Here is a 26744-nt window from a genome sequence, read left to right as displayed (position 1 = left end):
GTGAAAGAATCGGGGGCGGATGCCTTTATCCGCATAAGCTCCCTGCAGAAAGGGAACCTGCTCATCCTGAAAGTGGAGAACAGCTTTGACGGGCGGCTGGTGCTTAAGGCGAAGAAGGAGTTCCCGGTAACGGATAAGGCGGACAGGAAATCCCACGGGATAGGGCTTGCCATTATCAAAAGCACGGCGGAGAAATATCAGGGGACAGTGGATTTTAAGGTAAATGGCAGAGGTATGATTTTCCCCATGAAAAGTTTTCAGTGATAAGGTTGATGAATCGGTTTTAGATTGGAAACCGTCAGGGGCGGAACCAAAACTGGCGGACGCAAGCGTACAGTCGAGGATAGATTCTACGCTTGGAAAGAAAGCAATCGTTGTGCAACCTGCGTTAGAAGAAAAAATGAAAAATGACCCGGCTCTGGCACAGCAGGTAATGGCTAAAGTAGAAAGTTTTATTATGATAGACCAGGCAACACTGCCACCGGGCAGAATATATTCCTGCGTAGTTGTACTGGATGAAAATGGGGAGATTGCCCATGCTGCAGGATCAAGTGGGGGTGGAAACATATCTGGCCCGACAGAGGAAGAAATGCGCCAGTTTGAGGCGGAGCAGGCGGCAAAAAAGGCGTGAGTAATATGCCCGTCTGAACGAGGAAAGCACCCTGAAACGCAGGCTGATGGAGCAGGAAACAGACGAGAGATATTATAAGGACATCATGACCAAAAAGGCGGTTTCGATTGCCGCATTCCAGGCGGAGAATGTGATATAGCATGAAAACACGCACAGAATCGTCATCCCGAATTATGAGACAAATGAACAGCTTTACAGCAGCCTTGCGGGGGCGGGTGATAATGCGATTAGTTCCACGATGGACATCATCTCGAATTACCTCATGCCGGGTGACGCTTCGGGGTTATCGGAACAGGAAAGGCAGGACATGGCGGCCTTTGGCCAGGAGGCGGCCAAGTATCTGGCGGAGAATTATCTGGATGAATCCCATGCGGCAGATTTCCTGTCCGCAATGGAGACGGTTGCGAAATACGGCCTGAACGGTTCCGTTTCGGACGGCGGGAAGGGACGCTCCTTCCGACACGAAAAAGGACAGCGGCTATGCAGACTGGAAGGAAAAAGTAGAAAAGACAAAGCTGCCGGCCACATTCCAGAATGTGAAATACAACGGCTTCCAGTCATTTTTTGAAAGCCTGCAGAACCAGAGCAGCCTTTCCAATTCGTGGATCAGCGCGAACATAAGCCGCTTTATGAAATGGCTGGCGGTCTGATGTAAGAAAATAAATTTTCAAGGAGGATGATATTTATGGCAATTTCAGGAGTGGACATCCCCAAAGCGGTTTCGCGGACGGCAAGGTCACGGTGCCGTTCAAGCACCGGGCAATCAGCACGAGCGTATTCTCCGGCCGGATAAAATGTGCGGACTGCGGGGGCTGGTACGGCTCCAAGGTGTGGCATTCCAACAGCAAGTACCGGAAGACCATCTGGCTGTGCAACCACAAGTTTGACGGCGGGGAGAAATGCGGCACGCCCCACTTTGACGAGGAAACCATCCAGGCGTTTTTCCTGAAAGCGGCCAATGCCATCTTTGCGGAAAAGGAAGGCGTGAGGGAGGATTACGATTCCATAAAAGACACGCTTTTTGGCACTTTGGAGCTGGAGGCGGAACGCCTGCGGTTGCAGGAGGAGATGAACGTAGTGGCGGAGCTGATTGAACAGTGCGTGGCTGAGAACGCCCGCGTCGCCCTCGACCAGACGGAGTACCAGAAGAAATATGACGGGCTGGCGGGGCGGTTCAACAGGGCGAAGGAGCGGCTTTCGGAAGTCAGCCAGGCCATCACGGAGCGGCAGGCGAAGCGGGAAAAAATCGGGAGGTTTGTTTCCACCCTGGAAAAACCGGACGGCCCGCTTACAAAATTTAACGAGGACGACTGGTACAGCCTTGTGGAGTACGCCACGGTGTACAGCAGGGAGGACATCCGCTTCACTTTCAAGAATGGGATGGAGATAAAGGCATGAGAATATAATCCCCCGGAGCAGGGAAAAAACGGCTCCGGGGGATTCTGTGTGCTTAATGTTTATGCAGCTATTTGTGTGGATTATGCTTTGATGGGAAAGCTGATTTCCGCATCATTCTTTGGCTTTATCTGGAATACCATCCGCCACTGCACTTCTGAAACAGGCTCAAAATGCAGGGAGGAAACTGCCATCCGTTTGTCAGGAGCGGCATTTTTTCCAGCCATAAAAACTGCTGTGGGACCGTTTGACCCGCCCGGCTGCCTTTGGGCATCACCCATTCTTGGGTGGTCGCCTTCTGCACAGTCGCGGATGCAAAAAAGGCTGCGGTCTATTTCTGGTGCAATGCTGTAAGAAAGTATCTGGCAGCATTCTGGGTAAACCACACCTTTCGCTCCAATTTCTGTGAAGCTGTTCCTGATCTGTTCGCAGCTATGCAGTGTCAAGGTGTATTCCTGACCGGTTAGGGGATGAGCTGTCTTTACCGTTTTGCCATTGCAGGAAACGCCAGTGAAAAAATGCCCCGCAGTGATGGAGATTAAGTTTGCCTGGAAAGCAAGTGATATTTTCTGAGGGAATAGTATCGGTTCTCCGTCCCAATTATAGGAAAGCCGCTCAAAATACCAGCAGCATCCTCTGTCGCAGCCATAGGCCCCCATCCATTCCTCGGCAGATTTATTATTTTCAAATCCATCCTCGCTGGCAGGTTCATTCCCCATCTGGATTACATTTTCCGGATACCATCTCAGGCTGCTGCTCATGCGGAGCGCCAGTGGCGTATCATCAAGGCATATTTCTACGGCAAATTCCCTGCTTCCGGGGTTGTCCGCATCTATCTGTTCAAATTCTTCCGGGGTTTTTAGGGACATCCGCCGCTCATAATCCCATTTTTTTAGGAATGCTGCCATATCTTCTATCGGGATTTTTGCGCATACATCAAGGGCGGCGCCTGCTTTGCCTACATAGACTGCCGGGATGAGTATTTCCTGTTCTCCCCAAAGGAAAGAGTGATTGACAGGGAGAGCTGTCAGCTTGGTTTCAGGCGAACCTTTCCCCCATATATTGTTATCATGGTATACGTCCATTCTGTGTGCCTCCTTAAGTGTTCAATGAAGCAATTATACCACGGATGCCAGGATATATCCAAATCTTTTGGATTTTATGAGAAAAATCGCGGGATATCGGTAAAAAATCATGGGGTTTACGGAAAAATCAAATTGTATCAAAGACAGGGTTTACATAGATATGCACCTTGCGGGCAACGGCAGCCAGAAGATCAAGAAGCAGCTTGAAAAAGACGGTGACCTCACGGCGATGGGGAAGAGCCTGTGGCATTACGCCACCATCAGCCATATCCTGAAGAACCGCCTCTGCTGCGGGGAGCCCAAAGAGGGTAAGGGTTTACGAAGATTGCTTTGAATGGCTCTTAAACTTAAGCCCCGAAGCCCGCGGGGAACTGGATGATGCCGGTTCCCCTGTTTATTTTACGAAACTGACGGTTACGCCGGATGACGAGCGGGCATGGTTCAAACTGCACCCGCAGTGGCCAAAGTCCAACAAATATGCGGAGCTGGAGGCATGGAAGAAATGCATTCCATGGATTTATATTTAGACGATGGCGGAGCCGTTCCAGACAATAGAAAACCGCCTGAAAAGCGTATTTGCGGATACCGTCCAAAAGGACGGGATGCAGGAAAGCACCAATATACTGATAGTGACACACGCCTTTGCCATAAAGACCATATTCCACCTATTTGCGCCGGAGCAGTTAAGCGGGTTGGGGAAGTTCAATTACGGATTTATTAGGGTTGGAGGCTGTAAATTCATTGTAATGGGTGCAGATATAGGTTCCCATATCAGCATAATAGCTTTCTCTTACAATATCTTCCTTGGAGTTGTAATGAACATAAAATGATCCTTTTGCCAATCCTGCTGTCTGGCAAATTTCACTTATAGTAACATTATTGTACCCTTTGATATGATTTTATGTCTAATGAAACGAAAGGAATAAGTGTTTTCATGATGAAATAAATGCGGCAAAATTGGAGAAAATGCCATTAATCATGTAAAGACCGCCGCAGATGGCTAACCACCATATGCGGCGGTCTGCCGTTTCCGCGGGCACGTCTGACAGCAGAAACCGCTTGGAAAATAAAACCGATAAATCTGAAAAATGAAGATATTTTACAAGACGCAGGAAAAAATAAGGGGTAAAATGGCTCATGACAAAATCCAAAAATTGAATTCGGAGGTAATCCGCATGAAGAAAGAAATAAGGATAGTGGTATATGATGATGAATTGAGGATGGAGGCATACCGCTTTGAGGGGATCGTGCAGCCGTTTCCAAGCCATTTCCATGAGCATTATGTCATTGGGGTTGTGGAGAAAGGGGAGCGGATGCTTTCCTGCCGGGACAGGGAATATGCCATAGAGGAAGGAAGCATCGTGCTTTTCAATCCGGGTGACAGCCATGCCTGCGTGCAGAGTGATGAAGGGACGTTTGATTACCGGGGCTTCAACATTTCAAAGGAAGTCATGCTTGATCTGGCGGAGGAAGTTACCGGGAAACGGGAACTCCCGGGATTTTCAAAGAATGTTATCTGTGATGAGGAAATAGCCTGCCACCTGCGCCCGCTGCATGAGATGGTCATGAAAGGGACAGGGGAGTTTGGGAAGGAGGAAACCCTGCTGTTCCTGCTTTCGTACCTCATCCAGATTTATGGAAAGCCTTTTGAAAGCTGCATCCCGGAATGCAGGCAGGAGATTGAAAAAGCCTGTGAATACATGACAGCGCATTTTACGGAGCGCATTTATTTAGACCAGATATGCCGCCATGCGGGGCTTAGCAAGTCAACGCTGCTGCGGGCCTTTACAAAAGAAAAACGAGTCACGCCGTACCGATACCTTGAAACAGTCCGCATCAATGAGGCAAAAAAGCTGTTATCGGAAGGTGTGCCGCCCGTGGAGGCAGCAATCAGGACGGGATTTTCAGACCAGAGCCATTTTACGAATTATTTCAATCAGTTCATAGGGCTTGCACCTGGTACTTACCGTGAAATATTCTCGGAAAAAGACGGGGATAGCGTGAATGAAAATACCATTCACGCGGAAGAACCGCCCGCAATACGGACTTGCGGCAAGCGGCATTCTTCCCTGCTTGGTGAGATGAAGGAGGGGCGCTGAATGTGGAATAGGAGAACGGCAGGGCATCCGGCGGCACTGCTCACCATCATCATATGGGGGACGACATTCATATCCACCAAAGTCCTGCTTACGGATTTTAGGCCGGTGGAAATACTGTTCTTCCGCTTTGTCATGGGTTTTGCGGCATTATTTTTGGTTTGCCCGCACCGTATGAAAGGCGTGGGGCGCAGGCAGGAATTGACTTTCGTGCTGGCGGGACTGTGCGGGATATGCTTATATTACCTGCTGGAAAATATTGCGCTTACATATACGATGGCGTCCAACGTGGGAGTCATCATCTCGGTTGCGCCGTTTTTCACGGCGATCCTGTCACGCCTGTTCCTGAAATCGGAAGGGAAGCTAAGAGCGAATTTTTTCATAGGCTTTGTGGTGGCGATGGCAGTCCTTGCGGCTTTTGTGTGGGCGTGCTATTCCATACTGACAAGGAAGATCAGCAGCTTTGGCTGCCCGGTCATACTCACCACGCGGCGGACATTCTTTTATGGGATTCTGTTCATGGTTCCGGCATTGTTCCTTTTTGATTTTAAAATGGGGCTGGAACGGTTTACGGATATGACGCATCTGCTCAATATCCTGTATCTTGGGCTAGGGGCCTCCGCGCTCTGCTTCGTCACATGGAACCTTGCAGTAAAGGTGCTTGGCGCAGTCAAGACCAGCGTCTATATTTACATGGTTTCTGTCATAACGGTTGTGACCTCCGTGCTGGTGCTGAAGGAGCCGGTAATGTGGGGTTCCATTATAGGGACGGTCCTGGCGGTCGCGGGGCTTTTCCTTTCTGAATATAGCGGGAAGGGGAGTGGGAACAGTGAATGAGCCTGCGATAAGGACGGAGGAGCAGATCATCAGCCTGTTCCCCGACAGGGAAACTTTAATTTGCCGGGGATGGGTGCTGAAAAGAATGGAAGGGCAGCTTTTGGTCTATCCGCTGTATTACAAATTTTCGGAAGGAGATATCCCGGAGAACATACGCAGGTGCGAGGAAATCAGCCGCCAGTGCGGGGCAGGGTGTGTGTTCCGCATCGTGGAGCATACCAATTACCACCTAAGTTCCATCCTTACGGACAAAGGGTATGGGCTGGAAAAATGCGGCGTGGTCGGTGAATGGAATTTAACGAGGGATGCCGGAAAACTGTGCATGGAAGGGAAAATGCAGGGTGAGCTGTTTTTGAAAAGTGGGAACGGCGGGACGGAATATGTCATGGCGGTAGAGATGGTTGTCGGGATAAAGCGTCAGGGACTTTTATTCCTGCCGGACGAGAATCTGTCAGATACAGGCTTGGAGGACATCCTGCGGTTTGCAGCGGCAAATGGAATCGTAAGGATACTGGCAGATATTCCGGTGCGTCTATCCGATTATTCATTCGTCGCTCCTTTTCTTAAAAAGAAACGGAGCTGCTGACAGTCTTATTATACTGCCAACAGCCCCGCAAATCAATGATGTGGCTGGAAAAACTTACGCCCCGGCTTCCTCTTTCTGCCGCTTGTCGGCGTACTTGCGGAACACCTCATAAAGCTGTTGTTCCAGTTCCCGGCGTTTCGCCGCTTCCTGCTCCGGCGTGAATACCGGGGAGAGATTTTCCAGCGTGATTTCTTTTCCTTGAAAAGTCACGATTTCTGTTTCCTTTTTGTATCTGATATTCGTTAAAAATCACCTTTCCTTTCCATAGTTCGGTTGCCGCTTCAACTCTGCCAACACCTCCGGCGGGATACGGTCAACCAGCCGTTGAATGTTGTGTAACTCGCTTTCCAGCTTTGCCCGTTCTATAACGCCTTTCATCTTGTCTTTTTCGCTGGCTTTGGCTCTCGCTTCCAATGTTTCATTTTCCGCCAAAAGATCATTTATCGTGACCTTGTATTTCTTCAACTGGCCGGAAAAATTCTCCATCTGCGGAAACCACTTTTTCAGCAGAGCATGGGCTTCCGCTTTCTTTTTTCCGGCGTTCAGTGGGGTAATGCTGTCCAACGCCGTTTCAATGGTTCTGGCCTGTTTGGAGAGGTTGACCGCCTGCTTGAAAAGCCGGGTTGGGATATGCTTCCGGCCTGTCTTGCTTGCGCTCTCCCCACGCTCCAAGTCGGGGTACTTCTCCACCATATAGGCGTGAAAATCGTCCTGCCACTTTGTCAGATTGGCCCGGTTGCCGATGATTTCTTTGGCGCACAGGCGGCTGTCTTTCGTCAGCGGCACAAAGGTCAAATGCAGGTGGGGCGTTTTCTCGTCCATGTGTACCACTGCCGACACGATATTCTCCCGGCCTACCCGGTCAATGAGGAAATCCGCCGCCCGTTGGAAGTAGGCCGCTATCTCCTTCGGGGACTTGCCCTTGAAAAACTCCGGGCTGGCGGTTATGAGGGTATCGACAAACCGAGTGCTGTCCTTTCTTGTCCGGCATCCGGCCTGTTCAATGCGGCTCTGAATGAAGTGATAATAGCGGCCCTCCGGCTTGACGATATGGAAATTGTACCTGCTTCGGCTGGTGTCAATGTCCGGGTTGCTGGCGTACTGCTCCTTTTTCCGTTCGTGGTGGGCTTCCAGCGGCCCCGCCGGGTGGCCCTTGTGTTTCTCAAACCACAAAATTGCGTGTTGTGCCATTGAACTCCTTTCCCCATTCCGTTCCTATCCATTCCGGCGGGTTTTCCCGCCGAAAATATCTCTGATAGGATCGGAATGGAATCGATATAAATAAATGGTTTTAATCTCTGTATTTCTATATACCGTCCGGTTTCCGTACTCCAAGAGGATTGATTTTCGTACTTGCAGGGTACGGTTTTCAGCCCTCCGGCGTACCGCAGCCGGACTTCTTGAAGTCGGTGTTTGAAACCGCTTCATAGGATTTCGGGTAAATGCGGTTGGGTTTTCCGCAGCCCTGTTTCTGTATCTCCACCAGCCCCGCATACTGCAACTCCCGCAGGGTATTCACCGCTTTCTGCCGCCCACAGTGGAGCAGGGCGATCACCTCGCAGATGGGGTAATACAGGTAAATCCGCCCGTATTCGTCTGCCCAGCCGTTCTTGCGGGACAATTCCGCCCGCCGCAGGATAAAGGCGTACAGCACCTTCGCTTCGTTGGACAGGGGCTTGAATGAGGGGGCTTCAAAGAGAAAATTGGGGAGCCGGGTGAAGCTGATAGCTTTCTCCGGCTGGTGAATGTAAATCGTGTTTGTCATAGCGTGTTTTGTGGACGGTTAGAAGCCCGTTTTCCGGGGTGGGCGATAAAACATACCGCCCGCCCCGGTTTTGGGCTTGCGGAGCCTTGCAAATCAAGGCTTTTTCCCGCCTTAACTGTCCACAGCAGACCTCCTTTTCCGTTCACTTTCTGTTTTCTGCCGCCTGTGAACTCTGGCGGCGCAGTCCGGGCAGTATTTGCCCCGGTTGGATTTTGGCACATAGGGCTTTCCGCAGACCGAGCAGCGTTTCAAAGCACTGTCACGGTAAATCTCCGCTTCCAGCGTCCCGTCCAGAGGAAAGACCGCCCAGCGGAACCACTTGCAGCAGACGGAGAATGTAATCATCTGTGGACAGGCGCAGGTGTCGCCATCATCCAGCGCAAGGCAGTTTCCACCGTCACAGTTGCTGCACTCCCGGCGGATCAGGCTGTTGGCCCGCTTCCTCTGCGCCGGGGTCATGCGGTAGGGGAAGCTGTCCGGCCTGTGTTCCAGCGGTGGCAAATGTTGATAGGGTCTTTCTTTCATGCACTCCCTCCGTTGTTCTTCTTGCTGCCGTTTTCCCCGAAAAGGCTTCCTGCCCCATTCCTGCGGCGTGTTCCGGCGTTGGTGCGCTGGCCTGCTCTGGTCATGGTGTCCAGAAGCGGGGTCATGGCGCACTTCCCCAGCCGGGGTATTCCTTTTCAGACGGTCATTCGGTTTTCAAGGGGCTTGTCCATCGATGAACTATCTCAAGTGTATACTTTTTTGATTGCCGGTGCCGTATATCCATAAGGTAGGAAATCAGCCCGGAAAACTCCCTATTTCCACGCTCTCGGAATTGTGGTATACTAATCAAAAGACAGGTAGGGGGAGAACTATAATGGGAATTTTTTTACTTGCCGTACTTCTTGCCATTGTTGTATATGTAGTACAGAAAAAGCGATATGAAAAAACGGAATACTATCAGCAAACCAAAAATCCATATAGCAGCGTTCGATTTAACAAAGGACGGCTGGGGGAATTCTACACTTATAAGTATCTCGACTCGCTGACCGGGTACAAACGGTATTTATTTAACTTGTATATCCCGAAAAGCAACGGAGAAACCACAGAATTAGATGTTGTCCTACTTCATGAATCGGGTATATATGTATTTGAATCCAAAAATTATAGCGGGTGGATTTTTGGAACCGAATCTCAACAATATTGGACTCAAACACTACCCACTGGACGAGGGAGGTCACAGAAAAATCAATTTTATAATCCTATTTGGCAGAACAAGGGACATCTGAAATGGCTTCAAACATTTCTTGCCGACCAAACTTTGCCTTTTTATTCTTATATTGTATTCAGTGACCGTTGCACATTAAAAGATATTGCGTTAACCAGCGGAAAACATTACGTTGTTAATCGGTACAACCTTTTTTCTGCGGTTCAACAGAATATTGCAAAGGTAGGAATACAGTTATCATCAGACAAAATCGATGAATTATTTGAAAAGCTGTACCCGCTTACGCAGATAAACGAAGCAGAGAAAATAACACATATTAGAAACATTCAACAAAGAGCACAAGACAACCTTTCGCAGAATATCTCTGCCCCAGCAGCAACACAAAATGTGGAGAAAACCCTATGCCCTCGTTGCGGTGGACAGCTTGTTATGCGTATTGTCTCTAAAGGAACTCGTCAGGGAAAACGATTTTGGGGCTGCTCCAATTATCCGAAGTGCAGATACATAGAGAATTTACCGGACGAACATAAATAAGGAGTATTTGGATATGGCCTTAACAATCCAAGAACGCTTGAAAGACCTGCGTGTGGAGCATGGCTTGACGCTGGAACAGCTTGCGGAGCAGACGATTTCAAAGACATCAGCCACTATGCTCTTATCAAGCTGGCGAAGTTTTACGGCGTGACCACCGACTATCTGCTGGGGCTGTCTGAAATGAAGCGTCACTCAAACGCCGATCTTGCAGACCTGCGTTTGAGTGACAGAATGATTGACCTGCTGAAAAGTGGGCGGGTGGACAATGCCTTGCTGTGCGAATTGGCGGCGCACCCGGATTTTGTCAAGCTGATGGCTGACCTTGAAATCTATGTGAACGGAGCGGCGGTCAAGCAGGTGCAGGGTGCAAATGCGATAGTGGACGCTATGAGCGCAACAATCGTCAAACAGCATAACCCCGATATAAGCGACCCACAGTTGCGGCAGCTTATCGCCGCCCATATTGATGACGACAGCTTTTGCCGCTACATAATCCAGCAGGACATAAATGGGATAGCCCTTGACCTGCGTGAAACCCATAGGGACGATTTCTTTAGCGTCTCGGAGGATAACCCGCTGAAAGGATTTTTACAGGCCGCCGAGGAAGCCGCCAGCCCGGACAGCGACCCGGAGAAAGCGTCTTTGGTGTTTATCTGCAAACGGCTCCGGCTGAATTATGGCAAGTTGAGCGGGGAGGACAAAGCGGCGCTGAAACGGCTTGCGGGAAAATCGGACTTGCTGAAAAATCCAATCCCACAGCGGGGAGGAAGTAAGAAAATGATTTATTTTATTGCAAATTAGAAGGAGGATATTTCATGGCAATATCTACATGGAGAGCGCATGATTTAGAGCAGTATGAAAAAGAAAAAACGCCGGAAGATGGAATTGAAAATGCTATTCTGTGTGAAAAATATAGTGAGGCTGAACTTCCTTTTTCATGGGATGACGCCATTTTCTGGTTAAAAAAATCATTGGAAATTCGAGAAAAACTGTATGGAAAAAATAGTATCGAAAATATTTTTCAATACGAGCAAATGGCATATATTTATGCTCATAAGCCTTCGCACAATAATGCACTGAAATATTATCGGAAAGCACTTCGGATTCGAGAAAAAGCTGTAGGAAAATCTGATTTATCTCTGGTGGAAGATTATGTGTGTATAGCTGAAATTTATAGGTATATAGACATACAGAATTACGAAGAATGTGCAAAAAATGTTTTTCGTGCAAAACAGATAGAGGAAGAAAATCGTCCGGCAGATAATCCTGTTTCTTTCTATGTGTATCAGGCATTGGCAGATTATTATAACGTGCGGCATCGGACTAATGAGGAAGGAGGGCAAACTTCATCGAAAAAACCAACAGAGGATAGTATTTTAGAAAAAGAAGCCCTTCAAAATATGGTAACTTCCGCAATAAAAGAATATGGGGCAGAAAGCTGTGAAGCGGTTGCGTGTCTGGAAAAATATATTCACGATATAGAACTTCCAACGCAAGAAAGATTAGAAATCGCAGGAAAAATTCTTAAAATATATTATGCTAATATAGGCATATTTGAAAGGCACAAAAAAAGTTACTGTCGTCCATTAAGTGATTTTATTAACTATACGACTTCTCGGATTGCAGCCGATATTTGGTTTTCATGGTCAACGGGCTATTGGTTCCCATGGAACACTGACGAAATGCAAAATCTGGATAGAAGCTGTATCGGTTGGGGAATCAAATGGATAAAGGAAAATGTTTCTGAAGAAATAGCTGAAAAATTAATTAGAGGATTCAATTCAAACGACCAAAAAATGATTCGTGAAATTATTAGCCAATCGCAAATGAAAGAGCCTGTGATATGACTTATAGAGTTTGGTGTAGCAAAGCCAGCCGAGCCAGTCAACGGTCAAGGTGAACGGCGCATATATGCGCCGCCGTTGACAGACCCGCCCGCCTTTGCTGATGGGTAATCAAGGCGGGAAAGCCCTAAAATGGCTTTCCCGCCCATTTCAATTTTGAGAAAAGAACGGCCACTAAAATAAATGAGTGTGGCCACACATATAGTCACGGTGTCTAAAGGTTTGGGACATTTTGTCCCATAGGCTGAGGACGGTGGACGAGGGCTTTCATATACGCCCTGTCTGCTGCTGAAACCAGCCCTTTGTTTCCGGCTTCCCAGCCCCAAACAAAGCCCTGTTTTCCTGCCACTTCAAATGCCCTTGCCCTCCCTGGCGGCAACGGCATTTTCACGGCAACGCCGACAGAGCGTATAACACACTACACTTTGCTTCGCAAAGTCGTGTGCCAAATGGGGCGCTGCCCCCTTTGGATACCCCCACAACAAACAGGCGCTATGCCCCTTGCCGGGAGCATAGCGCCGTTTGTTGTCAGCAGCCCGTTTCACGGTCTGCGTGTAGTTCCTTGTAAACTGACCTAAGTCGGAACCACAATATCATCCTGTACCTGAAAGACGGAAGTATGGAATACTATGCGAAGATCGGGGATTTGGAGGAGGAGCTGGCGGGGCAGTTCTACCGCATCCACCGGGGATACCTTATCAACCGTTTCCATGTGGAGGGTTACGATAAGACGGAGGTAAGGATGGCAAACGGGGATAAGCTGCTGCTTTCAAGGTATAAATATGACGGCTTTGTGCAGGCATACATGGATTACATTTCGGAGGAAAGCCTATGAGCCAGCCAGCGTTTGAAATAGTGAATAGCATCTTGGATATATGGAAGATTGCCGTACAAGCCATCATGTTCCTTGTTTTGTGGACGGCGGCTTTCAGAGGGAAAAAAGGATGGCATTGTGGCATTGCTGTTTATCCTTGCCGCAACGGGTGTACCGATGTCAGTCGATTGGAATGGCGGTATTCGTTTTCTTTTATACGGCACTATTTGTTGCAATGACGGTTATTTTTCACATGCTCATTAAAGGGGAAGCCATAATGGCCTTGCAGAATGTCATTTTGCTTTCTATTCTAAATTTTGTTGGGAGCATGATTCCTATGCGCCGAGGAACTGTTCCGTGCTGATAACTGTCGGTGCGACTCTGAATGAGTATAGGGCAGATTCATGGCCCATTGGGTATGATTCGGAATTTGATGTGCGTTCACAGAACAGTTTCTATAAAAGGACGAGTGAAAAGAAAGACAGGCAGAAGGAACTGCTGGAAGAATATATGGAGAAGCGGGCGCAGGCTAAGAGACAGCAGCAGGAGTTATTGGATGAAAAGGTTGCAAAGGCGAAGCAGGAAAGAAGCAGGCTGGCAAAGGCGTGGGCTGATGAAAGGCAGATAGCGGCGGCATCCAATGCTTATGATGCAAATGTCATGACTGAAACAGCGGCAGGCGGAGATACGCTGCTCGGATAAATGCGGGCATCATGCTCGGATTTACTGCAAGGGGGCATGGGCGGCTCCGAATGACAGAGGAGCCGCCAGTATGATTTTTTCAAGGAGGGCGGGAAGCTGATCTTCTCCGTAAGGAACCCCGTGGCAGAGAAAGTGCAGGCCACGGAAGGTACCGGCCTGTCGAACGTGAAGGCCGTGGCGGATAAATACGAGGGCGATTTCGCCGTTTCCTGTGACGCGGAAAAGTTCCAGGCGGTGGTGATGTTATAAACTTTATGGTCATTTCGCGCAATTTATAGTCACTTGGTGCAATCGCGGTTTGAAATGCGGGCGTATCTGCCGATAGATTTTATGAAACAGCAAATTGTATGCAGGCCAGGGTTGGCACAAAAATATTAAGTCAAGGAGGATGATAGTATGTCTATGCATGTGAATGGAAGCACACAGCAGGCGGGAACCGAATGGTTCCGGAACATGAAGACGCAAAAGCCTGACAGGAATGCTCCGGAGGCGCAGCCGCCACAGGCTGACAGGGCGGTGAATGTCACAATCTCAAGGGAGGGGCTTGAAAGCCTGCAAAACGGCGGCAAGACCAGAACCCACGAGGGCGTGGTGAAGCAAAAAGAGTCCATAATGCAGGCATCAAAGTCCATAGGGGCAGGTTATGGATACCGTCTGTCCGAGGAAGCCGGGAAGCTGAAAGGGCAGAGGGATAACGGCGGCGCATACAGCTTTTCGGACAGGGCAGCGGACTATGTAAGGGCGTATGGGAACCTTTACGATGAGATTGTGCAGGGCTATAAGGACGGTACGGTGGAGCGTTATGTGGGGGATGAAAATTCTGAAACGGGGTTCCGTAAGATGACGCTTGATGAGGAACTGGCCGGACTGGATAAGGCGTTCCAGAAGATGGCTGACGGTGCAGGTGTTAAGGAAATGATTTCAGGCGAGTTCAATAGGCTGGCATCCAAGGCAGGGAGCAGGCAGACGGCTTTTACAGATGTAAACAAGGAGACGCAGGATACAGACGTGCCGCAGAAACTGATGGCGCTGGCACAGGCGTGGAAGAATGCCTATAAGGTTTCCGGCTCCAAAGAGGGTGGCATGGAGAAAGTATTATCCATGCTGGACGGTATGTTCGGCATAAAAAATGAAGCGTAGAGGAGGTGGTGGTTATGTCAAGAATCACAGATTACAGTTTTTTGTTTCAGAGTATGTTTGGAACAAAAAGCACAAAAGGTACGAGCATTATAGGCAGCTTTCAGTTGTCGCAGTTAAACAGCGGTTCCATACAGGCGCAGTTAAGGGCGGCGGGTATTGATACGAACAGCAGGCAGTATAAGGCCGCGATGAAAGAAATGATGCGGAATGGAAACGGTGCGATGTACACAAATATCCAGTGCATTAAAAATTCCATGAAATGCTATGATAAAGACGGAGATTACATTGATCCGGCTACAGGATTGGCAGGACTTTTGGTAACAGATGAAAATGAAAGCAGCCGGAAACGTATTATCTCCATTCCTGATAGTAGCAAAGATGAGATGTTTGAGCAGACTAAGAAAGAATTTCTGCGTGAAAATGGTGTTTTGAATGGCGATACGACAAAACGGTCAGATGTGTACACGAATTTACATCGCAAGGTACAGAAAAATGACCGATTGGCAGCAGGGTATACCATGCAGCAGTACGAGCGGGCATATCGGAAGGCATTTTTGGATGCAGCAAGGAAAGCTGATCCTAAGTGGGAGATTGGAAAGCCAATTCCGTATGGGGCATTGGACGGTGTCACAAGGGAATCCGTGGAAGCGAACTTGAAGAAATCAGGCAGTTCTCTTACATCATTGGATATACAGATATAATCCTTACACCCTAGACCGCAGAGGCGCATAATGCTTTGCCTCTGCGGTCTGCCCGGAGGTGAGGCAATGAAGCGCTCGGACTTATTACGAGGGAACGGGCGCGGCTCTGACCGACAGAGGGGTTGCAATAAAAATAATTGATGACAATGGAGGATTTGAAAAATGAGCGTAAATGGAATAGGAACAACAGGATATCCGCTGACAGGATACACGGCAAGGAAGATGGAAAGAAGCGTGGAACCCGGAACGGTGGGATTCATGGAAGCGGTGGAAGAAAAAGCGGCGCAGGGCAGGGCAGCCGGCCAGGACGAGAAAGCCTTTGAGATGGTCGGACGGGGTGCCCCGCAGGAAGTGAAGGATGCGTGGATGGATGCGGCGAAAGAAGTAAATGCGAACGGCATGGGAATCCGGGGCAACGGGATGATGAGCCACATATCGCAGATGATGGTGCAGCGGCTTAATAAACAGCTTAAGGGTGAAACGGAGAATTTTGACATTCTTGGAAGCACGGTGGAATCTGCGATCAAGGCAGCGAAAGAAGCGCTGTACGATTTGGAGCATCCAAGAGTATATACGCCCAGAAGCATAGAGGTTCAGCAGGCCCGCATATTGTCGGTTTGGCTGAAAGGCGTATTAGTTTGATGGAAAATGCTGTTGAAATACGAGGGATGAGATACAAACACGGAAACTGCTCGGAGTTTTCGTGTTTGTATATTATTAAAACGGTAAGAACTAAACGAATAAGTGATAATAAGAGAAAAGGACTGTTTCAGCAGCCCTTTTTTCAAATCATCTCCGTATCGGGTGAAGCAGGTCATGGCTAATTAGAGGTAATCAAAAGAGGAAAGGAAAAGCACAATCCAGACGGAACCGGCGATACCGTCAGGAAATATTTGTGAGTTAGCAAGAATCCTGATATAATGGGTACAAACGCCCATCCGGGGCAGAAAGGCAGGGAGAAAAATGCACATCAGTTACAAACCGCTCTGGCACACACTGATAGAGCGCAACATGAGGAAAGAGGATTTAAGGCTTGCCACTGGCCTGATCACAAATGATAGCCAATATGGGCAAAGAAGGGAAACATATCAGCATGGACACACTTGCCTGCATTTGTGAAACGCTGGATTGTGGCATTATGGACGTGATTGAGCTGGCCGGTGACGAGCCTTCCACTACAGGAGGGAACGACAAAGGAAAAACTGAAAGAAAGAATCACAGAGAACGGCATTGATTATATTCTGGCAGGCGACTACTACATCCCGGACTTGAAGCTGCCGGAGGAGAACCGCCCCATCGGACGCTACGGGCGGCTGCACCGGGAATATCTCAAACAGGAACACCCGGCACGGTACAGCTCCCTTATCCTGACAGGGAAATTGTGGACGTACCTTGCCGACCTGAACGAGCAGGCGGAGGAACGGCTGGACTTAATCATGGAGCAGATGAAAGCCGCCGAGGGAGTGACCGAGGAACTGAAAGCCCGGAATCAGCTTGAATGGGTAGGCCAAATCCAAAAGTTTAGATTTGGCGCAAAATCCAAACTTATATAAAATCCAAACTTTTCTGAAAACAGCTTGATAATTGGGGATTCTTGCCGGAAAAAGTTTGGATTTCGTTTCACAAAGTACAATACTCCAATTATGACAAAATGCGTAAAACATTGCTATTTAGCTCTGTTTCAATCAATTTATTCTCATTTCTGACAAGAGAAGTACAAAACAAAATCCAAACTTTTATATCAGAAAATGCCTTGAATAAAGGATTTACAGAGGAAAGTTTGGATTTCTTCTAAGTTTGGATTTTAGGCCGGATGAACAATATACGCAGCCGGGCGGAGGAAATCATAAACAGCGAACTGATTTATATTTGATTGGACATGGAAAGGCCAGCCGATTACCCGGCTGGTCTTTCTAATCTTCCCTACGCTCCAATACCGCCCGAATCATGGCAACGGCGATTTCCTGCTGGCCGGGAGATGTGCTTTCCCATAGCTCTGCCAACTCCCGTATTTTGCTGACCTCATTATCTTCCAGCGCATCCCGCAGCAGATAATCAGGGGAAATTTTCAGTGCGTTGCAGATATTGATAAATACGGGCAGGCTGGGAACCTTCGTCCCGCCTTCAATCTGCCGGAGATAGGTTGCGTTGATATTGCACAGCTCCGAGAGCCTGTCCGCCGTGAATCCCCGGTCTTTCCTCACCATGTTGATACGTTTGCCTAATCCTTTACCTTCCATAATGCCACCCATTTCATAAGCTATCAGCATTTATTTTGTACACTTTTAGACTACATCACACTTAGGGATTGCAATAGCTTCTAAATGACTATATAATATTAGCTAATAGACTATGAAAAGGGAACAACAGAATGGAACTGAACTATTTTAGGGACAGGCTTTTTGATTTACTGAACGACAGCGAGGGGATGGGGATTGCCGACCTGAACGCAGACGAGCGGAACAGCCTTCTTACTGTCAGGACAGAGGACGGGAATGTATTTGAAATCGTATGCCGACAGGCGGCGGGAAAGGAGGACGGATGGACGACCGCAAACTGACTGTTTATAATGGACGTGGGGCTTTTAAAAAATCACCGCCACAGATACTGTTACAGGGGAACTGGCTGGAACAGGCTGACTTTTCTGCCGGAGATAAAATCACCGTGAAGTGTCAACAGGGGCAGCTTATCATCACGAAAGACGGAACAAGGGCAGGCTCAAGGGAATAGTATCCATTATCTTAAAATGATTTTTTTGTAAAGTCTATTCCATCTGGAACGTGATTACGGTATAATAAAAATATGCTTTTAATCAGAAACAGTTGATGTGTATTTTGCAAATAAACAGGGAGGAATGCATTGTGAGCAGATATATTAGAGAGATAGATTTGCAGCTTCCGGAAGATGAGGTACGGGGGCTGATTGACAGTTTTTTAAAGGGAAATGGATTTTACAGAGACGAGTGGCAGGGGAAGATATGCTGGACAGCCGACTATGGGATGAATACGGGAGTCTCTCCCTTGAGGGTTACAGAGGCGAATACTAGGCTATATTTTTTTGATTATACATACGAAAACGGAAAACTGCATTTCGAGGCCTGGGTAAAGGACGGAAAGAAAAAAGAAATGGGTCTGACAGGATGGTATCTCTGGCAACTAAAAACGCCTTACGCCAACCTTGTGTCTTCGCTGGAGAAGGAACTCATCGACAAACTGCCCCAGGATAGCGGGCTGCGGCTTCAAGCGGAGGATAGCGTTTATCTTGAAAACAGCAGCAGACGGATGAGTAAGGCGTATTTACTTTTGGGCATAGTGGGCATTCTGGTTATGATAACGACTTTTTTCAACGTCGTGAACCGTATTCTGGGATTGTTTTGATTTTACGCTCTAATAAATACACTGGGATTTATAATTGAGCATAGTTTGCAGGGACAGCATAAAACAGTGTCTTGCCGCCGCTCTGTTCGATATTTCAGTTTGTGCGTCTAAAACTGAATTAAAGTTACCCCAAAAGCCGTTGCATGGACAAAAGCCCAGACAACGGCTTTTCCTTATCTGCGCTTCATCCTGCTCAACGGGGAATCCCTATATGCCGGAGTTTTCTTCATAACATTCTTCAAAACCGTGCGCTCCTGCTCCGACAGCTTCTCATACCGGATTTGAAGCTGCGTACACATAAGGGCGGTGAACACATCCAGATAAGAACCTGGCACAGCCAGCGCCCTCTTTGCGTCCTTGATTAGCTTCATGCCATTGGAGCCGTCCGGCGCACTGTCCGTATCATCCTTGTGTGCTTCCCTTATGGCATGGAGGATAGTGTCCCAAGTTCGGTGCGTGACCTGACAGAAATAATCTTCTTCCTGTACCTGCATAGCTTCCAGTGCCTTTAATGCGGTATCTTCCTCCACTGGCTGATATTGGGAAAGGACTTGCCCCCGCAGGACTTCCCCGCCACCGACTGGAACGAGCAGACCAAAGCCGAGGAATGGCGGGCGGCGTGGGCGCAGCTTTGCAACCGGGCGTTGGAGCAGTACGGACACGCCGAGCGCATCGACCACCGCAGTTACGAGCGGCAGGGAATAGACCAGATACCCACCGTCCATTTAGGCGTGGCCGCTTCCGCCATGGAGAAGCGCGGCATCCGCACCGAGCGCGGCGATCTGAACCGGGAAATCGAAGTAACAAATCAGAAACTCCGGCAGTTAAAGGCCCGTATCGCCAAGCTGCAAAAGTGGCTGAAAGAGGAACAGGAGAACACCGAGCCGCCCACCCTTGCCGACTATATCCAGGGCATCCTGTCCCGCAGGGCGCGGGAGGGGAAATCGCAGTTTTCCCAATCGCTGTATAACCTCAAGGACGCGGCGAAAATGCTGAATTTCCTGCAAGCCAATAACATCATGGATATGGCGGGGCTTGATGAAAAATTCAAATCCATGATAGGGGAACAGCTTGACATTCAGCACAAACTGAAACCCATTGACCGGCGGTTAGGCACTCTGAAAAAGCACATTGAACAGGCCGAGATTTATTTCAAGTACAAGGGGAAAAAGCATCTGACCGAGGCCGAACAAATCCTGTTTACGGCGGCGCACGACTACCTGAAAGGCGTGATGAACGGCAAGACTGCCCTGCCGGTAAAGGCATGGAAAGCGGAGTATGCCAAGCTGACCGCCGAGAGGGAAACGCTCAACCGGCGGTATCTCGCGCTGAAAGAGGAAGTGAAAGAAGCCGAGCAAATCCGTAAGAGCGTTTACAGTATCTTGCGTCAGGAACAGCGGGAGCAGCAGCCCCGCAGGGCGCAGGATATGGGGCGGTAACGGACAGGGCGGCGGGGATAGATTGCCGCCGCCCTGTTTCAATTTTTCACTTATTCGATAAATAGGAAATTTTCTTTAATTATTTAACAGTTATGCCGTTTTGCTGAAATGACCAACATGTATTTAACTTGCTTTTCACTACGTCGTCAACCCAAATCGTCGTTCTCCGTTCAAATCCATCTGCTGTTTTGATGGTCAGGATATGAGAAACCTCTTTGATTGATGTTTTGAGCTTTTCAAAATCTTGATAGGTTTTTAATCCTTTTGTGGTTTTTAAGGGTTCGTATCCGCCATCGATCTTGTATTGGATTGTTTTGGGATATTGCAGCTGCACACCCATGTAATATTCCGAACAAAAAGAATAAGAATAGGCCGTGGAACAATGCAGCATTCTATCTTCCCCTAAATTGAGCCACAGCGCCACGGGAGAAATTCCTACTACTGGTTCATTGAAATCAGCGCGTTTGTATTGTTTTCCCTCATACATATGTAACTTCCTATAAATGCAGTTTGCTAAATCCGATGTAATTCCCCGCTGTAAAAAGAGAGAATAATCTCTTTCCCAGTCAATTTTTTTGCCGGAAAACAGCAAATCATATAAGTTGCTATATGCGGATAAATATTCTTGCAAACTGGATTCCGTATAATCAACAGGTACATGTGCGCCAAAAATGACCAAATGATATTCTGATAAAATCTTCTCTAACTTGTTCGGTGATAAGAAAAAATTATACTTATTCCAGCCATTTACTAAATAATCCATTTATGTTTTGTCCCCCGATTTGTCGGTTAGTTTGCCGACCCAAGTATAGCATATCTCCCTGCTGAAAACAATCCCCGTTCTATGTCCGTTCCGTCTATCCACTCCAAGCCCCGGCGCGGGGCGGGGTAAGGGTTTTATACTACCCACCCCCGAAAACGGCTTTTAACCGTCCACAGGGCTTTTCCCGCTTGATTTTTCCCATCCCTTGAAAAGTTCCTCTTGACAAAAAGCCTAAAGGCCAGTTCACCGGCTGCCTTGCCCCGTTTGGCTACAAGAAAGACCCGGAGGACAAGAACCACCTTCTCATTGACGGGGAAACCGCCCCGGTTGTCCGGCTGATTTTCGGATATGCGCTGGACGGCCACGGCCCCAACTACATCCGGCGCAGGCTGGAGGAAGGGAAGCACCCCTGCCCCACATGGTGGAACCGGAAGCGGGGACACCGGAACATCCGCACCAAATGGGAAAAGAAAGACCCGGAGAACGGGCGGTACGTCTGGGACTTCTCCGTGATTAAGGAAATCCTGATGAACCCCGTCTACACAGGTGCAATCGCTTCCCAAAAGACCGAGTACCGCTTTAAAATCGGCACTATCCGGGATAAGAAGCCGGAGGACTGGATTGTGGTGGAGGGGACGCATGAGCTGCTGGTGGACAAAAAGGACTTTGCGATTGTGCAGGAAAAACTGAAATCCCGCCAGCGACCGGGCAAATCCGGGGAAATCAACCTCTTTGCAGGGCTGATAAAATGCGGGGAGTGCGGAAAGGCTCTTACTATCCGCACCACGCATGAGAAGTTCCCGAAGCGTATTTTCTCCTGCAAGACCTACAATACCTATGGGAAGTAGCACTGCACACAGCACCGGGTTGAATTTGACACCCTCTATGCCCTTGTGCTGAACAAAATCCGGGAGTGTGCCGCCGCTGTCCTGACCGACAGCGAAGCGGTGGCCGGACGGCTGACCGACACCTGCCAAGCCGAGCAGAAAGACCAGCGGGAAGCGATGGAGCGCACCCTTGCCAAAGACGAAGAACGAGTTGAAGTGTTGGAAAAGATGGTTCTGCGGCTTTATGAGGATATGGTAGCCGGACGAATCACAGAGGAAAACTTCAATCTCCTGCTGGAAAAGACGCAGAAGGAACAGGCGGAATTAAAGGCTAAAGTTGAAAAAGGCAGGAAACACCTTGCCAATGAAATCCGGCTTGCCGTGGACGCAAGGCAGTGGGTGGAATCCATACAGGAATACCGGGACATCACCGAGCTGGACGCTTCCACCCTGAACGCCTGATTAAAGAAATCGGTCCATGAAACCATAGACAGCGACAAAACAAGACACATTTCTATCGAAATTCATTTTAATCTCAAACCCATACCGGAAGTGGAGCAGGTCACAGGCTGACCGCTCCCCCGCTCCGGGGGGATTCTTTAAAAACTCCATATATATTTCTTGACGTGCCGCCGCCCGCCAGAAAGCTGTATTGTTCCTACTAATTGGGGATAACACAATAGATACCCGGACATAGGATGATCTGTTTTCATTCTGCATTGCGAAACGGTGGGAGCCAAGTACATGAATCCCTTTCTGCAATGCCAGCAGCTCTAATTCCTCGCTTGTCAGATGGGCAGGGAGCGGCAGCCAGTGGAAAAACCGCTCGATATTATCAGTCTCGGATGAAGGAAAAATGGTTCTGAACATCTGGTTTCGTTTCCGGGCAAACTCCATGACATGGGGTAATCTTCAGAGGAATTGACAGGCAGAGGCGTACCTCCACAAAATTGTATGCAACACAATTCTAATATTGTATGCATATAATTTCAAGCTTATAATGAGTTGCGTAAGAAACAATCCATTTGAAAATGGGTTTTCTCATAAGTACGGCCAGTCTGTCCTGCCGGTATTTTACAAAAAAATGGCAGGGACGGTAAGGAATGTGTTATGATTAATTTTGTATATGGAAACGATCAAAGGAGGTAACAAAGAATGTATGAATTGGTTCAAGTCAGTGAAAAATGCTATTGCATAAACAGCCCGGCGAAGATAGGCGTCTATGTGGAGGACGGGGAGAACGTCTATCTGGTGGACAGTGGGAATGATAAGGATGCAGGGCGGAAAGTCCGGCAGATACTGGATTTCAGGACGCTATGCTGCTCTGGCATAAAGCATAATTTTAAGACCCGGAAACAGTCTGGGAGGCATACAGGCAAAGCAAGGAAAATCTGAAATCCTATATGCAGCGCCAGTGGAGCCTTGTGGGTGGGATGGCTGGCACGTTCGGGAGATGGAATGAAAGGGAAACAATGAAAATGTTGGAACCGTCTGGCTGATACTAAAAGCAGTGGAGAAGCCGATTGCTGGCAGAATAAAACAAGGGAGAGAAATCGGAGATGAAATTATTTATCATTGAGGACGAAATGCCTATTCGGAAAGAGTTAACACAGTTTTTTGAAAAATATGGTTTTCAATGTGAAAGCAGTGAAGATTTTGAAGACATAGCGCAGCTTGCGCTTAAGTCCGGGGCAGACTTGATCCTGCTGGACATCAACCTGCCTTATCAGGACGGATTCCAGGTGTGCCGGGAAATCCGGCAAAGCTCCCATGTCCCTATAGTTGTTCTTACCAGCAGGAACACCGACTTTGACGAACTGATGAGCCTGAATATCGGTGCGGATGATTTTGTATCTAAGCCATACAATGCACAGGTGCTGCTGGCACGGATACAGAAACTTCTTTCAAGAGCCAGTGAAACACAGGGCAGTGTGGTGCTTACCCATAAGGGTCTGACCCTGAATTTACTAAAGGCAGAAATCAGTTATAATGGCCAGAATAAGAAACTTACCAAAAATGAAATGGGGATTTTGCGGCTGCTGATGGTAAATAAAGGGAATATCATTCCACGGGATGCCATTATTGATGATCTGTGGCAGAGCGAAGAATTCATTGATGAAAATACCCTTAATGTAAATATCGTCCGCTTACGGAAAACGCTGGCAGAAATCGGGCTTCCTGATTATCTGGAGACAAAGCGTGGATTGGGGTACCTTGTATGAAAATGAAAGATTATGCGGCAGACCATATTTTTTCTTTTATTTGTCTGATAGTGTCAGGGTTGCTTGTTTTCTCGTTACTCTGGCTGATTGAAATACCAATCGTTTTTATCTTCTTTGTGGAGGGCATTTTGTTTATGGCGTTTTTATGCGCTTTTCTGTATGATTACTTACGTAGGCGCAAGTTTTATAATCAGTTATGGGACATCTTGGGGCGGCTAGAGGAAAAAACTTTGATTGGGGAAATCCTTGTACAGCCCGGTTTTTTAGATGGGCAGATATTGGATGAGATACTGCGGCGCTGTAACAAGTACCAAAACGACCGGGTGGCAGATGCCAGGCAGGACAGCCAGGAGTACCGTGAATACCTTGATTCATGGGTACATGAGATCAAGACGCCGATCGCTGCAGCCCGCCTGATCGTGGAGAACAATAAAAACCCGGCCACACTGCGGATTGACGATGAACTGCGCAGGATAGACGGTTTTGTGGAACAGGTATTATATTATGCCCGCTCTGCGGCAGTGGAAAAAGACTTTAAGGTGGAAAGAACGACCCTGCAGGCGCTTGTAAATTCTGCCCTGAAGACTTACTCAAAGCCGCTGATCCAGGCGGGCGGCAGGCCTGTTTTTAACGGGCTGGACGTTCCTGTCTGTGCAGATACGAAAAGCTGTGCTTTTGTCATTGGCCAGATCATATCAAATTCGATTAAATACCATGCCGAGAATTTACAAATCTCATTTTCGGCATACACAGAGCAGAATGCTGTCCGGCTGCTCATTTCGGACAATGGGATTGGCATTTCCCCTTCAGACCTGCCCCGTGTTTTTGATAAAGGCTTTACCGGGGATAACGGCCGAAAGTATTCCAAATCTACGGGAATCGGTCTGTACCTTTGTAAAAAACTCTGCAATAAAATGAACATGGAAATTACCATTCAAAGTGATCTGGGACAGGGGACGACAGTCATTTTGTCTTTCCCACAGGAAAGCTACTTGCAGGAGGCGGGATTATGACCCGCCTTTTTGCTTTCCTTACATTCTGGTAATGAAAATGTAATCTAAAATAATGGCAGGCTTCCAATCGGTATGGTAGATTAGGGGTGCAATAGGGATTACCCTTTTGGAAAGGAGACAAACATACGATGAACGATGCAATCTTACAAGTGGATGATATCCAAAAGTATTACGGCAACAAGGGCAGTCTGACAAAAGCTGTAGACCATATTTCCTTTCAGGTCTGCAAAGGTGAGTTTTTGGGCATTATGGGGGCTTCCGGTTCCGGAAAGACAACGCTTTTAAACTGTATCTCCACAATCGATACGGTGACAAGCGGGCATATTTTTGTAGACGGGAAAGACATCACCGCTCTGCACGGCTCACAGCTTGCGGATTTCCGCGGGAAGAAGCTGGGCTTCATTTTTCAGGACTTCAACCTTCTGGACACGCTGAACGCTTATGAAAATATCTCCCTCTCGTTATCTATCGCAGGGGTAAAGCCGGCAGAGATTCAAAGGAAAGTGCGGCAGATTTCAGAGGCTCTTGGAATCTGCGGGGTGCTGGACAAGTACCCCTACCAGATGTCGGGAGGACAGCAGCAGCGTGTGGCGGCGGCAAGGGCAATGGTGACAGACCCTGCAATGGTCATGGCCGATGAACCCACCGGCGCTTTGGATTCCAATTCCTCCCGGATGCTGCTGACCATGCTGACAGAGCTGAATGAACGCCTTGACGCTACAATCCTCATGGTAACGCATGACGCCTTTTCTGCAAGCTACTGCCGCCGCATTCTTTTTATCAAGGATGGGAAAATCTTTAACGAGCTGAACCGTGGCGCTGACAGCCGGAAAGACTTTTTTGCAAAGATTCTGGAGGTGGTTTCCGTTTTGGGAGGTGAGCAGAATGACCTCTTGTAAACTGATTATAAAAAATGTGAGGAAGAATATCCGGGATTACCTGATTTACTTTTTGACCCTTATGATCTCGGTAAGTGTCTTTTACGCATTTAATTCCATTTCAGACCAGCCGGCTTTTTCAGAAATGGGTATGACAAAGACGCTTTTGTATGACCAGCTCGGCAACCTGCTTTCTACCCTGACAGTGCTGATTGCCGTTGTCCTTGCGTTCCTGATCATTTATGCGAACTTATTTTTACTGAAGCGGAGGAAGAAAGAACTGGGCCTCTATATGGTTCTTGGCATGAAAAAGGGCCGCATTTCCCGGATATTTGCAGGGGAAACATTCTGCGTTGGGGTGATTGCGCTTGTGACAGGCCTATGCCTTGGCGTTGCGTTATCGCAGGGAATATCATTAGTCGCTTTAAAACTGTTTGCCATTGAACTGTCAAAGTTCCGGCTTGTCTTTTCAATGGGGGCTTTTCAGAAGACTGCCCTGTGTTTTGCGGTTATTTTTCTGCTTGTCATGACCTTTAATGTATGGTCTGTCTCCAGCGTACAGTTGATCGACCTTTTGACAGCCGGCAGGAAAAATGAAACATCACAAAATCGGAGCCGCCTTTTGCCCGTGCTGCTGTTTTTGGTTTCCCTGGCCTGCATCCTGTCTTCCGGGGTGATGTTCTACAGAAACGGTATTTTGCCCTCACGGGAGAACCGGTCTTTTCAGGTGGCGGGCATCCTGCTTGTGGCGGGGACATTCCTCTTTTTCTATTCCCTTTCTACTGTGCTTGTCCAGGTACTACGGGCAAATCAATGTCATTAAGTTAATAGCGAACTGTCTGAAATGGTTAGAGTCTTATTATGAGGTCTAAACCATTTTTTGTG

At 48.1% G+C, this 26744-nt stretch carries 33 protein-coding genes and 6 pseudogenes; 30 read left to right on the top strand and 9 right to left on the bottom strand.

Features of this window, described 5'->3' with window-relative positions:
• The 4 genes from NFS35_RS24865 to NFS35_RS24850 all read left to right on the top strand — a co-directional run bounded on the left by NFS35_RS24865 (position 1) and on the right by NFS35_RS24850 (position 2029).
• Positions 1-264, top strand: coding sequence for a GHKL domain-containing protein (locus NFS35_RS24865; RefSeq protein WP_251209736.1), 264 nt, complete (start codon positions 1-3; stop codon positions 262-264).
• 136 nt (positions 265-400) lie between these two features.
• Complete coding sequence (locus NFS35_RS24860; protein WP_251209735.1) at positions 401-631, top strand: hypothetical protein; 231 nt, start codon at positions 401-403, stop codon at positions 629-631.
• Between the two features lie 238 nt (positions 632-869).
• Entirely contained in the window at positions 870-1199 is a 330-nt protein-coding gene (locus NFS35_RS24855; RefSeq protein ID WP_251209734.1) for a hypothetical protein, read from the top strand.
• Between the two features lie 173 nt (positions 1200-1372).
• Positions 1373-2029 carry a recombinase zinc beta ribbon domain-containing protein gene (locus NFS35_RS24850; RefSeq protein WP_251209733.1) on the top strand — a complete coding sequence of 219 codons (657 nt, stop codon included), beginning with the start codon at positions 1373-1375 and terminating at the stop codon, positions 2027-2029.
• An 80-nt stretch (positions 2030-2109) separates the two neighbouring features.
• Here NFS35_RS24850 and NFS35_RS24845 read toward each other — a convergent pair whose 3' ends face one another.
• A complete protein-coding gene (locus NFS35_RS24845) occupies positions 2110-3111 on the bottom strand; it encodes a hypothetical protein (RefSeq protein ID WP_251209732.1) in 1002 nt (333 codons plus the stop codon).
• A 109-nt stretch (positions 3112-3220) separates the two neighbouring features.
• On the opposite strand from NFS35_RS24845, the gene NFS35_RS24840 reads away from it, so the two are divergent.
• From NFS35_RS24840 to NFS35_RS24820, 5 genes are all read left to right on the top strand, one after another.
• Positions 3221-3445 carry a recombinase family protein gene (locus NFS35_RS24840; protein ID WP_251209731.1) on the top strand — a complete coding sequence of 75 codons (225 nt, stop codon included), beginning with the start codon at positions 3221-3223 and terminating at the stop codon, positions 3443-3445.
• Between the two features lie 196 nt (positions 3446-3641).
• Complete coding sequence (locus NFS35_RS24835; protein ID WP_251209745.1) at positions 3642-3941, top strand: hypothetical protein; 300 nt, start codon at positions 3642-3644, stop codon at positions 3939-3941.
• A 345-nt stretch (positions 3942-4286) separates the two neighbouring features.
• On the top strand, positions 4287-5210 hold the full coding sequence (locus NFS35_RS24830) for an AraC family transcriptional regulator (protein ID WP_251209730.1): 924 nt from the start codon (positions 4287-4289) through the stop codon (positions 5208-5210).
• Entirely contained in the window at positions 5211-6044 is an 834-nt protein-coding gene (locus NFS35_RS24825; protein WP_251209729.1) for a DMT family transporter, read from the top strand.
• A complete protein-coding gene (locus tag NFS35_RS24820) occupies positions 6028-6630 on the top strand; it encodes a hypothetical protein (RefSeq protein ID WP_251209728.1) in 603 nt (200 codons plus the stop codon). The genes NFS35_RS24825 and NFS35_RS24820 overlap by 17 nt, the downstream gene beginning before the upstream one ends.
• Positions 6631-6684: 54 nt before the next feature.
• On the opposite strand, the gene NFS35_RS24815 is transcribed toward NFS35_RS24820, so the two are convergent.
• The 5 genes from NFS35_RS24815 to NFS35_RS29150 form a co-directional block, all read right to left on the bottom strand.
• Positions 6685-6840, bottom strand: coding sequence for a hypothetical protein (locus NFS35_RS24815; protein WP_202622553.1), 156 nt, complete (start codon positions 6838-6840; stop codon positions 6685-6687).
• A 39-nt stretch (positions 6841-6879) separates the two neighbouring features.
• Positions 6880-7821 carry a MobV family relaxase gene (gene mobV / locus NFS35_RS24810; protein ID WP_251209727.1) on the bottom strand — a complete coding sequence of 314 codons (942 nt, stop codon included), beginning with the start codon at positions 7819-7821 and terminating at the stop codon, positions 6880-6882.
• Positions 7822-7999: 178 nt separating this feature from the next.
• Positions 8000-8395 carry a replication initiator protein A gene (locus tag NFS35_RS24805; protein WP_251209726.1) on the bottom strand — a complete coding sequence of 132 codons (396 nt, stop codon included), beginning with the start codon at positions 8393-8395 and terminating at the stop codon, positions 8000-8002.
• Positions 8396-8506: 111 nt separating this feature from the next.
• Entirely contained in the window at positions 8507-8920 is a 414-nt protein-coding gene (locus tag NFS35_RS24800) for a cysteine-rich VLP domain-containing protein (protein ID WP_251209725.1), read from the bottom strand.
• Positions 8917-9045 (bottom strand): hypothetical protein, encoded by a 129-nt coding sequence (locus tag NFS35_RS29150; RefSeq protein ID WP_275564734.1) that lies wholly within the window; start codon positions 9043-9045, stop codon positions 8917-8919. Before NFS35_RS29150 ends, NFS35_RS24800 begins: the two co-directional genes overlap by 4 nt.
• A gap of 209 nt (positions 9046-9254) precedes the next feature.
• On the opposite strand from NFS35_RS29150, the gene NFS35_RS24795 reads away from it, so the two are divergent.
• From NFS35_RS24795 to NFS35_RS24745, 11 genes and pseudogenes are all read left to right on the top strand, one after another.
• Entirely contained in the window at positions 9255-10139 is an 885-nt protein-coding gene (locus NFS35_RS24795) for a nuclease-related domain-containing protein (RefSeq protein ID WP_251209724.1), read from the top strand.
• A gap of 13 nt (positions 10140-10152) precedes the next feature.
• Positions 10153-10940, top strand: a pseudogene (locus tag NFS35_RS24790) (helix-turn-helix domain-containing protein).
• A gap of 14 nt (positions 10941-10954) precedes the next feature.
• Positions 10955-11986 carry a tetratricopeptide repeat protein gene (locus NFS35_RS24785; RefSeq protein ID WP_251209723.1) on the top strand — a complete coding sequence of 344 codons (1032 nt, stop codon included), beginning with the start codon at positions 10955-10957 and terminating at the stop codon, positions 11984-11986.
• A gap of 586 nt (positions 11987-12572) precedes the next feature.
• Positions 12573-12818 (top strand): annotated as a pseudogene (locus NFS35_RS24780) (LytTR family transcriptional regulator DNA-binding domain-containing protein); the annotation flags it as partial.
• Between the two features lie 312 nt (positions 12819-13130).
• Positions 13131-13499, top strand: a pseudogene (locus tag NFS35_RS24775) (hypothetical protein); the annotation flags it as partial.
• Positions 13500-13619: 120 nt separating this feature from the next.
• Positions 13620-13748, top strand: coding sequence for an ATP-binding protein (locus NFS35_RS24770; protein WP_251209721.1), 129 nt, complete (start codon positions 13620-13622; stop codon positions 13746-13748).
• A 147-nt stretch (positions 13749-13895) separates the two neighbouring features.
• Positions 13896-14639 carry a hypothetical protein gene (locus tag NFS35_RS24765; RefSeq protein WP_251209720.1) on the top strand — a complete coding sequence of 248 codons (744 nt, stop codon included), beginning with the start codon at positions 13896-13898 and terminating at the stop codon, positions 14637-14639.
• A gap of 14 nt (positions 14640-14653) precedes the next feature.
• Positions 14654-15340 carry a DUF3879 family protein gene (locus NFS35_RS24760; RefSeq protein ID WP_251209719.1) on the top strand — a complete coding sequence of 229 codons (687 nt, stop codon included), beginning with the start codon at positions 14654-14656 and terminating at the stop codon, positions 15338-15340.
• A gap of 162 nt (positions 15341-15502) precedes the next feature.
• Complete coding sequence (locus NFS35_RS24755) at positions 15503-15982, top strand: hypothetical protein (protein ID WP_251209718.1); 480 nt, start codon at positions 15503-15505, stop codon at positions 15980-15982.
• A gap of 321 nt (positions 15983-16303) precedes the next feature.
• Positions 16304-16574: pseudogene (locus tag NFS35_RS24750) on the top strand (helix-turn-helix domain-containing protein).
• Positions 16501-16893 carry a TnpV protein gene (locus tag NFS35_RS24745; RefSeq protein WP_251209717.1) on the top strand — a complete coding sequence of 131 codons (393 nt, stop codon included), beginning with the start codon at positions 16501-16503 and terminating at the stop codon, positions 16891-16893. The pseudogene NFS35_RS24750 and the gene NFS35_RS24745 overlap by 74 nt, the downstream one beginning before the upstream one ends.
• A 360-nt stretch (positions 16894-17253) precedes the next feature.
• On the opposite strand, the gene NFS35_RS24740 is transcribed toward NFS35_RS24745, so the two are convergent.
• Positions 17254-17580, bottom strand: a complete 327-nt coding sequence (locus NFS35_RS24740; protein ID WP_251209716.1) for a helix-turn-helix domain-containing protein — start codon at positions 17578-17580, stop codon at positions 17254-17256.
• Positions 17581-17711: 131 nt separating this feature from the next.
• Between NFS35_RS24740 and NFS35_RS24735 the strand changes: the two genes are divergently transcribed.
• The 3 genes from NFS35_RS24735 (at position 17712) to NFS35_RS24725 (ending at position 18717) form a co-directional block, all read left to right on the top strand.
• A complete protein-coding gene (locus NFS35_RS24735; protein ID WP_251209715.1) occupies positions 17712-17900 on the top strand; it encodes a hypothetical protein in 189 nt (62 codons plus the stop codon).
• Positions 17882-18070, top strand: a complete 189-nt coding sequence (locus tag NFS35_RS24730) for a SymE family type I addiction module toxin (RefSeq protein ID WP_251209714.1) — start codon at positions 17882-17884, stop codon at positions 18068-18070. The genes NFS35_RS24735 and NFS35_RS24730 overlap by 19 nt, the downstream gene beginning before the upstream one ends.
• A gap of 131 nt (positions 18071-18201) precedes the next feature.
• Positions 18202-18717: a hypothetical protein gene (locus tag NFS35_RS24725; protein ID WP_251209713.1), complete on the top strand. Its 516-nt coding sequence runs from the start codon at positions 18202-18204 to the stop codon at positions 18715-18717.
• Positions 18718-18890: 173 nt separating this feature from the next.
• Here NFS35_RS24725 and NFS35_RS24720 read toward each other — a convergent pair whose 3' ends face one another.
• Positions 18891-19211 (bottom strand): hypothetical protein, encoded by a 321-nt coding sequence (locus NFS35_RS24720; protein WP_251209712.1) that lies wholly within the window; start codon positions 19209-19211, stop codon positions 18891-18893.
• 57 nt (positions 19212-19268) lie between these two features.
• Between NFS35_RS24720 and NFS35_RS24715 the strand changes: the two genes are divergently transcribed.
• Positions 19269-20156: a MobA/MobL family protein gene (locus NFS35_RS24715; protein ID WP_251209711.1), complete on the top strand. Its 888-nt coding sequence runs from the start codon at positions 19269-19271 to the stop codon at positions 20154-20156.
• A 79-nt stretch (positions 20157-20235) separates the two neighbouring features.
• Here the strand turns inward: NFS35_RS24715 and NFS35_RS24710 are convergent, their stop codons facing one another.
• A complete protein-coding gene (locus tag NFS35_RS24710; RefSeq protein ID WP_251209710.1) occupies positions 20236-20919 on the bottom strand; it encodes a hypothetical protein in 684 nt (227 codons plus the stop codon).
• Between the two features lie 224 nt (positions 20920-21143).
• Between NFS35_RS24710 and NFS35_RS24705 the strand changes: the two are divergent.
• The 6 genes and pseudogenes from NFS35_RS24705 to NFS35_RS24680 form a co-directional block, all read left to right on the top strand.
• Positions 21144-22319 (top strand): annotated as a pseudogene (locus NFS35_RS24705) (recombinase family protein); the annotation flags it as partial.
• 582 nt (positions 22320-22901) lie between these two features.
• Positions 22902-23051, top strand: a pseudogene (locus NFS35_RS29790) (MBL fold metallo-hydrolase); the annotation flags it as partial.
• 254 nt (positions 23052-23305) lie between these two features.
• Entirely contained in the window at positions 23306-23968 is a 663-nt protein-coding gene (locus tag NFS35_RS24695; protein ID WP_251209709.1) for a response regulator transcription factor, read from the top strand.
• Between the two features lie 230 nt (positions 23969-24198).
• A complete protein-coding gene (locus NFS35_RS24690) occupies positions 24199-24981 on the top strand; it encodes a sensor histidine kinase (RefSeq protein ID WP_251209708.1) in 783 nt (260 codons plus the stop codon).
• A 128-nt stretch (positions 24982-25109) separates the two neighbouring features.
• Complete coding sequence (locus NFS35_RS24685) at positions 25110-25880, top strand: ABC transporter ATP-binding protein (RefSeq protein WP_251209707.1); 771 nt, start codon at positions 25110-25112, stop codon at positions 25878-25880.
• Entirely contained in the window at positions 25867-26682 is an 816-nt protein-coding gene (locus NFS35_RS24680) for an FtsX-like permease family protein (protein ID WP_251209706.1), read from the top strand. The genes NFS35_RS24685 and NFS35_RS24680 overlap by 14 nt, the downstream gene beginning before the upstream one ends.
• The last annotated feature ends 62 nt before the right edge of the window (positions 26683-26744 follow it).

The organism is Acetatifactor aquisgranensis (assembly GCF_943193215.1).
In the GTDB taxonomy this organism is placed as follows: Bacteria; Bacillota; Clostridia; order Lachnospirales; family Lachnospiraceae; genus Acetatifactor; species Acetatifactor aquisgranensis.
Note: the sequence above shows the minus strand (reverse complement) of the source record. Positions and strands in the feature narration are given on the sequence as shown.

Bases quoted from the DNA above. Each gene is read 5' to 3' on its own strand.
- NFS35_RS24860 (WP_251209735.1), top strand. From the start codon at position 401: ATGAAAAATGACCCGGCTCTGGCACAGCAGGTAATGGCTAAAGTAGAA.
- NFS35_RS24855 (WP_251209734.1), top strand. From the start codon at position 870: ATGGACATCATCTCGAATTACCTCATGCCGGGTGACGCTTCGGGGTTA.
- NFS35_RS24845 (WP_251209732.1), bottom strand. From the start codon at position 3,111: ATGGACGTATACCATGATAACAATATATGGGGGAAAGGTTCGCCTGAA.
- NFS35_RS24840 (WP_251209731.1), top strand. From the start codon at position 3,221: ATGGGGTTTACGGAAAAATCAAATTGTATCAAAGACAGGGTTTACATA.
- NFS35_RS24835 (WP_251209745.1), top strand. From the start codon at position 3,642: ATGGCGGAGCCGTTCCAGACAATAGAAAACCGCCTGAAAAGCGTATTT.
- NFS35_RS24830 (WP_251209730.1), top strand. From the start codon at position 4,287: ATGAAGAAAGAAATAAGGATAGTGGTATATGATGATGAATTGAGGATG.
- NFS35_RS24825 (WP_251209729.1), top strand. From the start codon at position 5,211: ATGTGGAATAGGAGAACGGCAGGGCATCCGGCGGCACTGCTCACCATC.
- mobV (WP_251209727.1), bottom strand. From the start codon at position 7,821: ATGGCACAACACGCAATTTTGTGGTTTGAGAAACACAAGGGCCACCCG.
- NFS35_RS24805 (WP_251209726.1), bottom strand. From the start codon at position 8,395: ATGACAAACACGATTTACATTCACCAGCCGGAGAAAGCTATCAGCTTC.
- NFS35_RS24800 (WP_251209725.1), bottom strand. From the start codon at position 8,920: ATGAAAGAAAGACCCTATCAACATTTGCCACCGCTGGAACACAGGCCG.
- NFS35_RS29150 (WP_275564734.1), bottom strand. From the start codon at position 9,045: ATGACCCCGCTTCTGGACACCATGACCAGAGCAGGCCAGCGCACCAAC.
- NFS35_RS24795 (WP_251209724.1), top strand. From the start codon at position 9,255: ATGGGAATTTTTTTACTTGCCGTACTTCTTGCCATTGTTGTATATGTA.
- NFS35_RS24785 (WP_251209723.1), top strand. From the start codon at position 10,955: ATGGCAATATCTACATGGAGAGCGCATGATTTAGAGCAGTATGAAAAA.
- NFS35_RS24765 (WP_251209720.1), top strand. From the start codon at position 13,896: ATGTCTATGCATGTGAATGGAAGCACACAGCAGGCGGGAACCGAATGG.
- NFS35_RS24760 (WP_251209719.1), top strand. From the start codon at position 14,654: ATGTCAAGAATCACAGATTACAGTTTTTTGTTTCAGAGTATGTTTGGA.
- NFS35_RS24755 (WP_251209718.1), top strand. From the start codon at position 15,503: ATGAGCGTAAATGGAATAGGAACAACAGGATATCCGCTGACAGGATAC.
- NFS35_RS24740 (WP_251209716.1), bottom strand. From the start codon at position 17,580: ATGGAAGGTAAAGGATTAGGCAAACGTATCAACATGGTGAGGAAAGAC.
- NFS35_RS24735 (WP_251209715.1), top strand. From the start codon at position 17,712: ATGGAACTGAACTATTTTAGGGACAGGCTTTTTGATTTACTGAACGAC.
- NFS35_RS24730 (WP_251209714.1), top strand. From the start codon at position 17,882: ATGGACGACCGCAAACTGACTGTTTATAATGGACGTGGGGCTTTTAAA.
- NFS35_RS24720 (WP_251209712.1), bottom strand. From the start codon at position 19,211: ATGCAGGTACAGGAAGAAGATTATTTCTGTCAGGTCACGCACCGAACT.
- NFS35_RS24710 (WP_251209710.1), bottom strand. From the start codon at position 20,919: ATGGATTATTTAGTAAATGGCTGGAATAAGTATAATTTTTTCTTATCA.
- NFS35_RS24695 (WP_251209709.1), top strand. From the start codon at position 23,306: ATGAAATTATTTATCATTGAGGACGAAATGCCTATTCGGAAAGAGTTA.
- NFS35_RS24685 (WP_251209707.1), top strand. From the start codon at position 25,110: ATGAACGATGCAATCTTACAAGTGGATGATATCCAAAAGTATTACGGC.
- NFS35_RS24680 (WP_251209706.1), top strand. From the start codon at position 25,867: ATGACCTCTTGTAAACTGATTATAAAAAATGTGAGGAAGAATATCCGG.